General features: G+C 71.8%; 12 protein-coding genes. 2 read left to right on the top strand and 10 right to left on the bottom strand.

What is annotated here, in order from left to right; translation table 11 throughout:
- Positions 1-370: 370 nt before the first annotated feature.
- Positions 371-1,594 carry an ATP-grasp domain-containing protein gene (locus tag CLV68_RS20710; RefSeq protein ID WP_121392568.1) on the bottom strand — a complete coding sequence of 408 codons (1,224 nt, stop codon included), beginning with the start codon at positions 1,592-1,594 and terminating at the stop codon, positions 371-373.
- A 70-nt stretch (positions 1,595-1,664) separates the two neighbouring features.
- Positions 1,665-2,315 (bottom strand): winged helix-turn-helix transcriptional regulator, encoded by a 651-nt coding sequence (locus CLV68_RS20705; RefSeq protein ID WP_121392567.1) that lies wholly within the window; start codon positions 2,313-2,315, stop codon positions 1,665-1,667.
- A gap of 176 nt (positions 2,316-2,491) precedes the next feature.
- Between CLV68_RS20705 and CLV68_RS20700 the strand changes: the two genes are divergently transcribed.
- The gene (locus tag CLV68_RS20700; protein WP_121392566.1) at positions 2,492-3,352 is read left to right on the top strand and encodes a class I SAM-dependent methyltransferase; all 861 of its coding nucleotides are present in this window, start codon (positions 2,492-2,494) and stop codon (positions 3,350-3,352) included.
- A 52-nt stretch (positions 3,353-3,404) separates the two neighbouring features.
- Here CLV68_RS20700 and CLV68_RS20695 read toward each other — a convergent pair whose 3' ends face one another.
- The 8 genes from CLV68_RS20695 to CLV68_RS20660 all read right to left on the bottom strand — a co-directional run bounded on the left by CLV68_RS20695 (position 3,405) and on the right by CLV68_RS20660 (position 11,826).
- Positions 3,405-3,971, bottom strand: coding sequence for an EF-hand domain-containing protein (locus CLV68_RS20695; protein WP_121392565.1), 567 nt, complete (start codon positions 3,969-3,971; stop codon positions 3,405-3,407).
- A gap of 141 nt (positions 3,972-4,112) precedes the next feature.
- The gene (locus CLV68_RS20690) at positions 4,113-4,673 is read right to left on the bottom strand and encodes an EF-hand domain-containing protein (protein ID WP_121392564.1); all 561 of its coding nucleotides are present in this window, start codon (positions 4,671-4,673) and stop codon (positions 4,113-4,115) included.
- Positions 4,670-5,563, bottom strand: a complete 894-nt coding sequence (locus tag CLV68_RS20685) for a homocysteine S-methyltransferase family protein (protein ID WP_121392563.1) — start codon at positions 5,561-5,563, stop codon at positions 4,670-4,672. The genes CLV68_RS20690 and CLV68_RS20685 overlap by 4 nt, the downstream gene beginning before the upstream one ends.
- Before the next feature lie 2 nt (positions 5,564-5,565).
- A complete protein-coding gene (locus tag CLV68_RS20680) occupies positions 5,566-6,438 on the bottom strand; it encodes a class I SAM-dependent methyltransferase (protein ID WP_121392562.1) in 873 nt (290 codons plus the stop codon).
- Positions 6,439-6,657: 219 nt separating this feature from the next.
- Positions 6,658-8,403, bottom strand: a complete 1,746-nt coding sequence (locus tag CLV68_RS20675) for an ABC transporter substrate-binding protein (protein ID WP_121392561.1) — start codon at positions 8,401-8,403, stop codon at positions 6,658-6,660.
- Positions 8,400-9,887: an ABC transporter substrate-binding protein gene (locus CLV68_RS20670; protein WP_121392560.1), complete on the bottom strand. Its 1,488-nt coding sequence runs from the start codon at positions 9,885-9,887 to the stop codon at positions 8,400-8,402. The genes CLV68_RS20675 and CLV68_RS20670 overlap by 4 nt, the downstream gene beginning before the upstream one ends.
- Entirely contained in the window at positions 9,884-11,155 is a 1,272-nt protein-coding gene (locus CLV68_RS20665; protein ID WP_121392908.1) for an aminotransferase class V-fold PLP-dependent enzyme, read from the bottom strand. The genes CLV68_RS20670 and CLV68_RS20665 overlap by 4 nt, the downstream gene beginning before the upstream one ends.
- A 35-nt stretch (positions 11,156-11,190) precedes the next feature.
- On the bottom strand, positions 11,191-11,826 hold the full coding sequence (locus CLV68_RS20660) for an NHL repeat-containing protein (protein WP_121392559.1): 636 nt from the start codon (positions 11,824-11,826) through the stop codon (positions 11,191-11,193).
- A 125-nt stretch (positions 11,827-11,951) separates the two neighbouring features.
- Between CLV68_RS20660 and CLV68_RS20655 the strand changes: the two genes are divergently transcribed.
- Positions 11,952-12,770 (top strand): SAM-dependent methyltransferase, encoded by an 819-nt coding sequence (locus tag CLV68_RS20655; protein ID WP_121392558.1) that lies wholly within the window; start codon positions 11,952-11,954, stop codon positions 12,768-12,770.
- The last annotated feature ends 4 nt before the right edge of the window (positions 12,771-12,774 follow it).

The raw sequence follows: 12,774 nt of genomic DNA, 5'->3' as shown, positions 1-12,774 counted from the left end.
CTATATATTTCCGAAGTAAGAGTCAACGCCCCCAACGAGTGGCCACCCCACTGCGCGGCCTTTCGGTGGTGCCCGCTCGCTCCGGTTCGCCGCGTGCCCCGAGCGCTCTGGTTTGTCCACATGGGTCCGAGCTGTCCACAGCCACCAGGTTCACCCTCTTGACAGAACGCGAAAAGCGATACGCTGGATGCGGGTGGCCCCCGGGTGGGTGGGGGTCTGCCGTCCGCCGGGGGTGGCCGCGGGGCGGCGGTGGTGGGGCGGAAGTGGGGCGGCAGTGGGGGCTGGAAATAGCGCTGGTACTGGCGAATCAGCCGATTGACGACCGCGTGGTCGGCCTGAGGCGTGGCCGCGGGGTGAGTCGGGGATCGGGTCAGGCGGGGATGAGGGTGATGGCGGCTTCGGCGGTGTCGAGCAGGGGTGGGCAGGCGGCGGGGGTGGGGGCGGTGATGGCGGTCATGGCGTAGCGGCCCCAGACGTGGCCTTCGGGGGGTGGGGCGAGGGTGGTGCCGGGGGTGGCCAGGGGGGTGGCCAGCAGGGTGCCGCGGGGCAGGGCCGTGGTGTCGATGTGGATGTCGGCGACGGTGGTGGGGGTGGTGGGGTAGAGGAAGCGGATGGCGGTGACCGTCTTGTGGGTCGGGGTCAGGACCGGGGGGCGGCCGCAGGCGATGGCGGCGGCTACCCGGCCCGCGTCGATGCCGGTGGACTCCAGGCCCAGGTACGGGATGAGGTCCCCGCCGAGGCGGCAGTTGACCTCGATGACCGACCAGCCGCGCGGTGTCAGGCGCAGTTCGGTGTGGGTCATGCCCGAGTCGAACTCCAGCGCGGTGTGCGCGGCCGACAGGATCGCGCGCAGCTCCGGGTCGGCGAACAACGGGTCCGCCCCGTCGACCAGGTGACCCGTCTCCTCGAAGTACGGGGCGAAGCCGCTCGTCTTGCGCGCCAGGAACAACGGCGTAGTGGCACCGTCCACGACCGCGCAGTCCACACTGAACTCCGGCCCGGACGCGTACTCCTCCACCAGCACGCCGAGTTCGTAGTACCGCGCCTGGTCCACGTGCTGCGCCCGCGTGTGCTCGTAGGCAGCGGGAAGCGCGCCAGGTGAGTCCACCTTGGTGACCCCCATGCTCGCCCCCAACGCCCGCGGCTTGAGGATCACCGGGTACCCGATGTCCGCCGCCACCGACTCCGCCTGCGCGAGCGAGGACACCGCCACCGACCGGGGCTGCGGCACACCGGCGGCGGCCAGCGCGCCCCGGGTCCGGTGCTTGTCGCGGCACCGATCTATGACGTCCGGCGACACCCCCGGCAGCCCCAGGTGCTGGGCGACGACGGCCGTGTTCGCCATCTTCAGCTCGTCCCAGCACAGGATCCCGTCCACCGTCCGGCCGTCGGCGACCTCCCGCGCGGCCGCCAGCAGCGCCGCCCCGTCCCGGATGTCCACCGCCGTCCCGCCGACCACGTACGGCTCCTCCCAGCTCAGCGCCGAGTGGTCGAGCAGCCACACGTCGGTCGTCGCCGCGATCGAGCGCAGCAGGTAGCCCCGGTGCGGCTCGTACCCGATGCCCACCAGGATCATCAGCGGCCGCTCACCCACCGGGAACTCCCTCCACCACAGCCAACGACCTCCACCACAGCCATCGCCGACTATAGGAACTCGAAGTGGGCTAGTCGAGCCCGAGCATCCGGATGCACCGCACCGCCGCCATCGGGTCGCCCGACACCCGCACCGCGCCGCTGGCGATCACCTCCGCCGGGCTGGTCAACCGAGCCCCCACCCGGATGAACGTCTCCGCGTCGCACTCCACCGTCAGGTCCGGCTCGGTGGCCGCGCCCCGGGTGAACCGCACCCGCCCGGCGCGCACCTCGATGGTGAAGTCCTGGTCGTCGACCCGGAACCGGTAGGTGTCGTCGACGTCGGGCACCGCCTCCCGCGACACCATCGACTGCACCGCGAGGAACCCCCATTCGGCCCTGGTGGTGCCGCCGCGGTCGTCGTCGCTGAGGAAACCCAGCCCCCACCTGGCCAACCCGAGCAGCGGTTGGCGCAACTGCTCACCCGACTCGGTGAGCTGGTAGCGCATCGCCCGGCCCTCGCCGGGGATCCCGACCTGCTCCACCACCCCGTGCACGGTCAGCGTGCGCAACCGGTCCGACAGCAGGTTCGGGCCGATACCGGGCATGTTCTCCAGCAGCGCGGTGAACCGGGCCGGGCCGATCAGCAGCTCCCGGATGACCAGCATCGTCCACCGCTCGCCGACCACGCCCAGCCCCACCGTGAGACCGCAGCCGCGTCGGAGATCCTGCTTGATGGCCATGAGCCCCTCGTCCGGATCGGTGGTCGACCCCCGCGCGGACGACGCGGGTCTTGCCGCGGGGGTGTAGTTTTCCCAGAGCTTATAAGGCGTTCGGCGCCCGCGTCGAGGCGGTGCGCGCCGATTCGCCCGATACCGCACCATGATCGCCGTCGATGACACCCTGATGGAGGACGCGGATGAGCGTGCTTGCGTTGCGAGCGGACAAACTCGAGGAGTGGCGGCTCTCCGCGGTCGGCTGGGTGCGGTACCGGGCGAACTTCGCCGACGCCGCCGTGCCCAGCGCGCGCCGCATGGTCGAACTCTCCGGCGCGCGGCCGGGTCAGCGCGCGCTCGACCTCGCCTGCGGGGTCGGGGTTCCCGCGCACCAACTGGCCGAGGCGCTCGGGCCGGACGGCTACGTGCTGGGGCTCGACATCGCCGAGGGCATGGTCGCCGGGGCCCGCGCCTGGGCGGCGGCCACCGGACTGGACACAGTGGACTTCCGGGTGGTCCCGAGTGAACGCGATCTGGGCGTTGAGCCGGGCACCTTCGACATCGGCACGTGCCGGGCGGGATTGCAGTACATGGTCGAACCCGGTGCGGCGTTGCGCGCGATGCGGGATGCGTTGCGGCCCGGTGGCCGGATGGTCGCGATGACGGTCGGTTCGCCGCAACGGTGCACATCGCTGCGGATTCTTGAAGAAGTCGTCGCCAGGCACATCACCATGCCCGCGCTGATCCCCGAACCGGACAAGGACGTCCCCGGCACCGTCGCCCTCTCCGACCCCGCCGACCTGGAGGCCCTCTACCGCGACGCCGGGTTCACCGACGTGCGCACCGAGGTCGCCGACCACCCGATCGTCGGCGCCGACACCGCCGAGCAGTACTGGGACGTCTGCGAGCAGAGCGCCGGACCGTTCATCCTGCTGCTGCGCTCCCTCGGCGACGACCTGCGCGCCGCCATCCGCGCCGACGCCATCGCCACCCTGCGCGCCGAGTTCGGCGGCGGCCCGGTCGTCATGACCGGCGAGACCCTGATCACGGTCGGGACCAGGTGAGCGGGTCCCCGGTGGACGCGCCGCGAGGTGGGTCCACCGGGGAGTCCGGCGCTCAGTCCAGGTCCCCGACCATCAGGTTCCCGACCGCGTTGGGGTCGTCGCTGAGGTAGAACTCGCGGATCGCCGAGGCGTACTCGTCGCGGTGCACCTCGCCGTCGTGGTCGGCGTCGAGCGCGTCGAACATCCGGCGCGTCTCCTGCTCGCTGATCCCCGACCGGCTCTGCGCGGCGATCATCTCCTGCACGCTGAGCCTGCCGCTGCCGTCCTTGTCGGCCAGGTCGAACACCGCCAACGCGAACGGCAGCGCCACCTTGTCGACGAACTCCGGCCGCTCCATCGCCTGGTTCCACTCCGTCTTGCTCACCGTGCCGTCGGCGTCGGCGTCGGTCGCGGAGGTGATGTCCTGCCAGAGCTGGTCGGCCAGGTGCTCGATCCTGGTCGCCTCCTCGGACGCCTCGGCCACCGCGAACGTCTCCCGCCAGATCTTGGCCATCGCGGTGATGTCGTTGCGCTGGAGCACCCCGTCGCGGTCGACGTCGAAGCGCTCGAACGCCTTCTCGTACTTGCGCTGCTGCAGTTGGGTCGCCATCGTGTCCTTCTCCATTCGTGACAGTGCCATCCGATGTGGTCCACCCGGCCTCCCCGATCAGCCCGGGCGGGCTGTGTTCTCTGGTCCGGGCGGGCTCTGCTATCTGGTCCGAGCGGGCCGTGCTATTGGTCTGGGCGGGCTCTGCTATCTGGTCCGGGCGGGCTCTGTTGTCTAGTCCGGGCGGACGCCGAAGAACCACGCCCCCGGCGAGTCCGGGTCCGCGGAGGTGAACGCCTCCCGCACCACCGCGACGAACTCCCCCCGGTCGATGCGCCCGTCGCCGTCGGTGTCGATCCTGGTGAACGCGTCCACCGCGATCTCCCTGGTCAGCCCGGAGGCCAGGTAGACCGCCACGTACTCGTCGGTGCTGATCTCGTCGTCGCCGTCGGCGTCGAGGACCCGGAACACGGTGTCGGCGATCGGCCCCACGGTCGCGGCGAAGAACGCGTCGTCGTCGACCAACCGGTCCTCCATGATCTCCACGCACTCGCCGGTCGGGATCGCCGTGCCGTCGGCGTGCGCGAGGGTGACGCCGTGCCGCACCAGGTGGTCCCACCAGGCGTCGAGCGCGGTGTGGATCGTCGTCCAGTGCGGCGACCCGGCGGGCAGCCGCAAGGCGCCGCAGGTGCTCTCGGCGTGCGCGGCGAAGTCGGCGGCGGTCAGGTAGCCGTCGCCGCCGACGTCGAAGATCTCCAGCATCGCCTCGATGTTGCGCTGCTTCTGGCTGGTCACGTGCTGGCCTCCGCGGGGATGAGTGGTCTGGCCTGCGACAGGTGGGCCGGGGTGGTTCCGCAGCAGCCGCCCAGGACGTCGGCGCCCTCGGTGTGCCAGCGGGCCAGCAGCGCCCCGAACTCGCCCTCGGGCAGCGCGGCGGGCAGGTGCCGGTCGACCGGGCCGTCGACGCCGGTGCGGTCCTCGATGTTCGGGTACGCCCCCACCGGGCCCGCGCAGACGCGGCGCAACACCGGCAGGCACGCCTCGGTGTCGGCGGGCGTGGAGCAGTTGACCAGCACCGCGCCCGCGCCCGCCTGCTCGACCTCGCGCGCGGCGTCCGCCAACGGCTCCCCGGACAGCAGCCGGGCGTCACCGCGGCAGGCGAACGACACCCAGGCGCGGACCCCCGCGGCGAGCGCGGCCGCCAACGCGATCCTGGCCTCGCGCAGGGTGTTCATGGTCTCCACCAGCACCAGGTCGACCCCGGCGCGGGCCAGCGCGGCGGCGAGCCTGCCGTGTTCGGCGTGCAGGACCTCGTCGGGCGGCACCAGGTCGGGGCGGTAGCAGTCGGCGACGGGGGCGAGCGACCCGGCGATCAGCGCGGGGCTGTCGGTGTCGGCGCGGGCGGCCCTGGCCAGGCCGACGGCGGTGTCGACGACGGTCGCCTGGTCGGTGCCCAGGCCGCGCAGGGTGCGGTCGTGGCAGCGGAAGGTGTTGGCGGTGACGACATCGGCGCCCGCGCGCAGGTGCGCGGCGTGGATGCCGCGCAGCACCCGCTGATCGGCCGGGGCCAGCAGCGCCCTGGTCGTCCACCACGGCGCGCACACCGGGATGCCCGCGCGCTGCAGCTCGGTGGCCACCGCTCCGTCGAGCAGGACGGGGTCCGCGCGGCCGCGGTGGGTGTCCACGATCAGCGCCGGGCTCGGATGACCCGGGTGCGGCTGGGCAGGCGGATGGTGCCGTCGGTGGCGCGCAGGTCGGCAATGGACTCGGCGATCGCGGTCCAGGTGCCCGGGTCGTCGGCGCTGCCGTAGCGCTGCTCGATCATGCCGAGCAGCGCCGGTGGGGAGCACTTGCGGTAGAACTCGACGTACTCGTCGGCGTCCGCCAGCCAGAACGGCGCGGTGAAGTCGGTGACCTCGACGTCGGTGAACCCGGCGGCGCGCAGTTCCAGCTCGGTCTGCTCGCGGTCGGCCATGCTGTACGGGTTGGGTTCGCCGGGGGGCGGCTTGGGCAGGTCCAGGCGCTGGGCCAGGACGCGGAAGCCGCGCGAGACCATCGGTGCCTCGGCGGGCTCGCCCCACACGGACGCGGCCAGGGTGCCGCCGGGGCGCAGGACGGCGGCGACGGCGCGGAACGCGGCGATGTGGTCGACGGCGAACATCAGGCCCCACCGGCTCAGTACCGCGTCGTAGCTGCCCGCGGGCAGGTCCAGGGTCTCCACGTCGCCCTGGCGCACCTCGACCGGCGCGGCGGTGTCGTCGAGCCGGGCGGCGCGCTCGGTGGCGATGGCGACCATGTCCTCGGCGAGGTCGATGGCGGTGACGTGCCCGGTCGGTCCGACGACGCGGGCGGCGGTGAGCGCGGGTTCGCCGACGCCGGTGCCGACGTCGAGCACCCGGTGCCCTTGGCGCAGCCCGGCGAGCGCGATCAGGTGTTCGCTGACCGGGGTGGCGCCGCGTTCGAACTTGTCCTGCCAGGACAGCCAGCCGCCGCTCATGGCGTTCCAGTTGGCCCGTTGGGTGGCCTTGAACCTGGCCGGTTCGAACCCGGTGGTGGTCACCAGTCGGCACTCCTGTGGTCGTCGCTGTCGTACTGGTCGCCGGGTGGGATATCGCTGCCCGGATATCGCGGACAGGCGTAATCCACCGTCGTCCCCGCGTGAATGTGCACCGCTCCCGCCGTCGCGGTTCCTCGGACCCGGTCCCCGACCCGCCGGAAATGATGTTACTCCGGTGGCAACCGCTGACAAGTCACCAGATCCAGCGCGCTATTTACCCGATCAGCGCACAGCGGAACTACCCACGGTGGGCGCGGGCGGGTCTGGTTCGGCCAGCCACAGGTTCGACAGGTCGAACCAGCGGTCGACCGTCGGCATCGCGACCGCGTCGCGCACCCGGGCGCCGCGCAGGTGGGGGATGGTCGGGGCGTGCACCAGGACCGGGACGATCGCGGCGTCGCGCATGATCGCGTGGTCGACCTCGTGCCAGGCGGCACTCGCCTCGTCGGGGTCGGTGCGCGAGAGGGCGTGGTCGATCATGCGGTCGACGTCGGGGTTGCTGTAGCAGCCGTAGTTCCCGGTGCCGTGCACGGCGTTGGTCTGGAACATCGGTTGCAGGAACGCGCGGCCGTTGTCGCCGAACCAGTCCGGTGTCCAGGCCGCGACGGCGATGTCCCAGGTGCCCGCGCGGGCGTTGGCCGGGTTCTGCAGGTGCGGGTAGTGCTCGGCGTGGCCGAAGCCGACCAGCCGCAGGGTGATGCCGATGCGGGCCAGGTCGAGTTGGAGTTGTTGGGCGACCTCGGGGTTGGCGTCCATGTCGCGGTGCACGACGGTGAGTTCGAGTCCGTCGCCGTACCCGGCCTCGACCAGCAGCGCCCGCGCGCGGTCGGGGTCACCCTCGTCGTTGGGGGTGGGGTAGAGGTCGTAGTCGCGGTATCCGTAGTTGCCGGGTGGGATGGCGGTGTGCGCGGTCCACATGACGGTGCCCGCGGCGAGCTCGTCGAAGATCTTGATCATGGCGGTCTTGTTGACCGCGTAGGCGATGGCCCGGCGCACGCCGAGCTTGGTGACCGCGCCGCCCGCGTTGGGGCTGACCATGTTGAACGCCAGGTACGGGTTGACCGCGTAGCCGAGGTTGTCGGCGGGGTCGTCGGGGTTGATGTCGTAGGGCTCGGTGACCGGTGACGCCCAGGACAGGTCGGCGCGCCCGGAGCGGATCTCGCGGCCGACGTCGGCGGGCGTGGCGGCGCGGTCCATGGTGACGTGCACGCCGTCGAGGTGTTGGCAGCGGACCGGGTCGGACTCCTTGGACCAGGCGCGGTTGGGCTCCATGTGCAGCATCTCGCCGTGGACGTACTCGGTGAGCCGGTAGGGCCCGCAGGAGCGCACGCCGCGGCGGAAGTCGTCGCTGTCGGGGATGAACGCGTCGTACTCCACCGGCGCGGGCGAGGTGAACGCGGTGGCCAGGATGTGGATGAAGTCGGTCGCCGGGCGCAGTAGTCGCAATCGCAGTGTGCGGTCGTCGAGGGCGGTCACCCCGGCGATCTCGTGCGCGTTCTGGAATTCGGCGAGATCGGCGGCGGTGGGATTGTCGGGCACGGCGGCGGTGTAGTCGGCGCAGTATTCCTGCATTCCGACCAGGGTGCTGGTGAAATAGTGAATAGCGCCGCTGCGCAGCACCGGGTTGCACATCCGCTTGAAGCCGCGCACGAAGTCCTGGGCGGTCACCTCCCGCTCGGGGGTGGTGTCCCAGCGGACCCCGGCGCGCAGCCGCACGGTGTAGGTGAGCCGGTCGGCGCTGATGCCGCCGTTGGCCGCCGTGGGGATCTCGGTGGCCACGTCCGCGACCGGGTTGAGGTCGCGCCAGTCGCGCAGGCCCTTGATCGGCGGGTAGGCGAACAGCTGCCGGGTGAACAGCCGGATGATCTGCCCCGACAGCATGAAGAACGAGCTGGCCGGGTCGACGTGGTCCATGCTGCCCGGGCCGTAGAGCCGCAGCACACCGCCGCGGCGCGGGTGGTCGTTCATCGGCTGACCTCGCTGATCCGGCGTGGGGACGGGACGGGGCCCTCGGCGGTGGGGGCGTGGGCGGTGAGGTCGGGCAGGCCGCCGAGCGCGCCGAGCACCACCACCTCGCCCGGGGGCGCGGGTGGGGCGCGGAAGGCCAGCGGCACGATCACGGCGTCGGCCAGGGCGTGCAGTTCCGCCGCGCGCAACGCCGAGGTGGAGCGGGTCGGGTCGTCCAACGCGGCCAGCGCGGCGTCGATCAGCTCGTCGACCCGCCGCTGCCCGGAGCCCGCGGGGGAGTGCGCCGAGTGGCACAGCGGCAGCAGGAACGCCCGCGCGTTGTCGTGGCCCCAGTCGGGGAACCAGCTGTCGAGCAGGAGGTCCCAGCCGCCCGCCTGCCCGGTCACCGCCTGGTGCGACTCGGCGGGCGAGAGCGGCCGCGACACGATGGTGAGGCCGACCGCGACCAGGTCCGCCACGATCCCGGACGCGACCGCGGTGGCGTGCGGGGTGTCGGGGTGGGCGAGGGTGAGCGACAGCGCCGCCGGGAGGGTCCCGGCCTTGGCGGGTGCGGTGGCCTGGTGGCCGTCGTTGCCGGGCGGGATGATCGTGTGCGCGGTGCGGGTGATCGCGTCCGCGATCGCGAGCCGCGCCGTGTGTTCGCTCAACGGGCCGCGCGGGTTGAGCACCAGGTAGTCCACACCGAGCAGCGTGGAGGTGGGCTCACCCTCGACTGTCAGGTCTACGTGCGGCGTGGGCTCGTCAGGGCTGACGGTGATGATCGACGCGCGCTGGCCTCGGACCAGGTCGGACTCGGGGTTCCACGCGGGGTTCGGCTCGAACCGGAGTCCGCCGTCGAACACCGGCCGGTACGGGCCCGTCGACCGCAACGCCGCCCGCGCCTGCGGGCTGTCGGGCAGGAACGCGTCGTACTCCACCGGCGCTGGCGAGGCGCACGGCAGGGCCAGGACGTCGACGACGTCGACCGCCGGGTGGTCCAGCTCGACGACCAGTGTCTGCTCGTCGAGGGCGAACACCCCGGCGATGTCGTGGGTGTTGGCGTGCTCGGCCAGGTCAGCCGCGGTGCGCAACGACGCCGGGTGCCCGTCTCGGTAGTCCGCCATCCCCCGGACAGTGCTGAGGAAGTACGGCAACGCGGTCGAACGGTAGAACGGCGTGCACAGCCTCTTGAGGCCACGCACCACATCCTGTGCCGTCACCCGCCGCGCGGGGGTGGTGTCCCAGTACACGTCGGGCCGCAGGTGGATCACGTAAGAGGTGCCGCGCGCGCCAAGACCCGCGTTGTAGATCGAGGGCACCGCGGTCGCCAGGTCCGCCACTGGCGCTACCGACTGCCAACTCCCGGGTGCCGCGTCGCCCCGGTAGGTGAACAGCTGCCGGGCGTGCAACCTCGTCAGCGCCGCCAAGGGGTGGCGGTGCGCGGCGACCGGCTCAGGTAGGTCTATCCCCGCCCTCAGGCGCAACCGTTCCACCGGGCCCCTCATGACATCTGCTCGGCGAGTCGGCCCATGACCGCCACCGCCCGGTCGATCTCGGCGTGGTCGTTGAACAGGTGCGTGGTCAACCGGGCCGCGTAGTGCTGGTGCGGGGACCCCTCGACGTCGAACTCCGTCCAGCGGGTCCAGATCCGGTGCTCGGACTCCAACCGGGACACGAACTCCGCCACCTTCTTCACGTTCCACGCGTCGGCCGGGTCGCGGAACGGGTGGAACGCGATCAGCGGCGACCGCAGCCGCTGGTCGGTGCCGGGGGAGTACATCGCGGCCGTGCCGAACCGCTCGGCCACCGCCGCCCTGGCGTGCTCGGCCAACTCGAACACCCGCCGCTCGATGCGGTCGCGGCCGATCTCGTCCCACAGCTCGCACGCCCGCGCCAGTGCCGCGCCGCGGGCGATGCTCGCGCTGCCCGCGCTCTGCAGGAAGTCGCCGATGTTGCAGCTCTCCACCGAGGTCGTCGTGCGCGGCGGCGGCGTGCCCTGCATCGGGTACCAGGTCGAGATGATCGGCCAGAACGTCGGCAGCGGCAGCGGGTTGTGCTCCGGGTGGACCTTGTTGCGCACGTACAGCAACCCGGTGCCCAGCGGTCCGCACTGGAACTTCGACCCCGAACACGAGATGAAGTCCGCGCCCAGCGCCCGGAAGTCGCAGTCGAGCATGCCCGCCATCAGCGCACCGTCGATCACCGTGGTCAGCCCGTGCCGGTGCGCCAGTTCGCACAGCGCCCTGATCGGCAGCATCGTCCCGGTGAACAGGGTGATCCCGGCGAAGGCCAGCACCTTGGTGCGCGGGGTGATCGCCGCGGCGAACCGCTCGACGACGTCCTCGGCGCGCACGTCGTACCCGGTGGGCAGGGTGATCACGGTGACCACCACGCCGTGCCGGTGGCGCAGCAGGTTCAGGTTCGACAGCACCGAGTAGCACTCGTGGCTGGTCGTGATCACCTCGTCGCCCGCGCGCAGGTCCAGGCCGTGGATGACCCTGGCCATGCCCTCGGTGGCGTTGTGGGTGATCACCATCTCGTCCTGGTCGACCCCGTAGGACCGCCCGATCGTCGCCCGGTGCTCCGGGTAGAGCCCCGGCGGGTACACGTCGAGCAGCCCACCGGTCCACTCCCGGGTGACCCGGTCCACCACGTCGAGCACCTCGAACGGCATCGCGCCCACCGTGCCGGTGTTGAGGTGCGTCGAGTCGGCGTCGAGCGCGAACAACGACCTGATCTCCGACCACGAACGGGCGCGCAGGCCCGCCTCCATCACATCCACTTCGGTGGTGTCCCCTTCTAGGTCGATCAACCGACGATGTCGCGCAAGTCGAGCGCGCAGGCCCGCTTGCCGGGGAAGTCGCAGTACCACAGCAGGTTCCCGTCCCAGGTCATCCCGGTCGGGTTGCCCTCCACCACAAGGGAACCGAGTTCGGCGCCGGTGGCGGGGTCGGTCGCGCGCAGGCGGCGTTCGACGTAGTCGCCGTGCACGACGACCCCGTCGGCGTAGGTGAGCCCGGACGGTTCCCCGCCGCCAACGGGGTGTTCGACCAGCACCGCCATCGACTCGTAGTCGCGCAGTTGCAGCACGGTCGGGCCGCGCAGCACCATCCAGATGCCGTCCGGACCGAACTCGACGCCGGTGAGCCTGCCGTTGGCCGGTGGCACCGCCCGCCGCTCCACCTGCTCGCCGGTGTCGCGGTCCACCAGGAGCAACCGCTTGGGCCGATAACCCACCTGGCACAATAGGTTCCCGTCGAACGCGAGGTCCGCGCGCAGACCCGGGCAGCGCAGTGTGCGCGCCACGGAGCCGTCCGCCGGGTCCAGCGCGTAGAGCTCGGCGGCGGGCTGGTCGGAGTGCCACAGGTGGGTGCCGTCCCAGGTGAGCCCGCACGGGTAGTCGCCGGGGAGGGGGACCGTGCGGCGGACCACCGCTGTCGTCACTGCCGACCTCCCGCGTCACCGGGCACGATTGCTTCAGGAACATAGCACGGTGAGCGATCCCTTGGTCATCCCCGGCCCAACTGCTATACAAGCCAGGAGTGACAACGCGGCGAGGGGTGAGTGACGTGTCGGAACAGGTCATCGACCAGGTCGGCGAGTACTACGACGACATCGGCGAACTCGTGGAACTGGTCGGCGGCAACCTGCACGTCGGGTACTGGGAGTCCGATGAGGACGACACCCCGTTCCTGGCCGCGATGCAGCGCCTCACCACCGAGGTCGGCGCCCTGCTGGCGCTGCGCAAGGGCGAACAGGTCCTCGACGTCGGCTGCGGCGTCGGCGAACCCGCCGTCCGGCTGGCCCAGCGGCACGCCGTCACCATCACCGGCATCACCGTCAGCCACTGGCAGGTCGCCGAGTCCGCCCGCCGCGTGGTCGCCGCGGGCCTGCGCGGGCGCGTCACCACCCGCTACGCCGACGCCGCCGCCCAACCCTTCCCCGACGGGGTCTTCGACGCCGCGCTCGCCTTCGACTCCCTGCCCAGCGCCCAGGACAAGACCCGGTGGCTGCGCGAGATCCACCGCGTCCTGCGCCCAGGCGGCCGCCTGGTGTTCACCGAGTACCCCCACACCGCCGAGCTGACCGCCGCCGACCGCGAGGTCCTCACCGCCAACACCATCGCCCACCCACCCGCCACCCTCGACGAGTCCGTGGCCCTGGCCGAGAGCGCCGGGTTCCGCGTCACCGCCGCGCTCGACTGGAGTGAGCGGGTCCGCCGCACCTACGACGAGTTCCTCACCACGCTGGCCGAGCAACGCCCGACCCTCGCCGAGGAGTACGGCTCCGACCGCGTCACGATGTTCAGCACGGCCATCACGACCATGTTCTCCCTGTGCCGCGACAAGATCGGCTACCACGTCATCGCCTGCGAGAAGCCCGCCTAGCCCG

Source organism: Actinokineospora cianjurensis, from assembly GCF_003663795.1.
Lineage (GTDB): Bacteria > Actinomycetota > Actinomycetes > Mycobacteriales > Pseudonocardiaceae > Actinokineospora > Actinokineospora terrae.
Note: the sequence above shows the minus strand (reverse complement) of the source record. Positions and strands in the feature narration are given on the sequence as shown.

Excerpts from the sequence above, each read along its gene's own strand:
- CLV68_RS20700 (WP_121392566.1), top strand. The coding sequence starts at position 2,492 with ATGAGCGTGCTTGCGTTGCGAGCGGACAAACTCGAGGAGTGGCGGCTC.
- CLV68_RS20695 (WP_121392565.1), bottom strand. The coding sequence starts at position 3,971 with ATGGCACTGTCACGAATGGAGAAGGACACGATGGCGACCCAACTGCAG.
- CLV68_RS20705 (WP_121392567.1), bottom strand. The coding sequence starts at position 2,315 with ATGGCCATCAAGCAGGATCTCCGACGCGGCTGCGGTCTCACGGTGGGG.
- CLV68_RS20675 (WP_121392561.1), bottom strand. The coding sequence starts at position 8,403 with ATGAACGACCACCCGCGCCGCGGCGGTGTGCTGCGGCTCTACGGCCCG.
- CLV68_RS20665 (WP_121392908.1), bottom strand. The coding sequence starts at position 11,155 with ATGGAGGCGGGCCTGCGCGCCCGTTCGTGGTCGGAGATCAGGTCGTTG.
- CLV68_RS20670 (WP_121392560.1), bottom strand. The coding sequence starts at position 9,887 with ATGAGGGGCCCGGTGGAACGGTTGCGCCTGAGGGCGGGGATAGACCTA.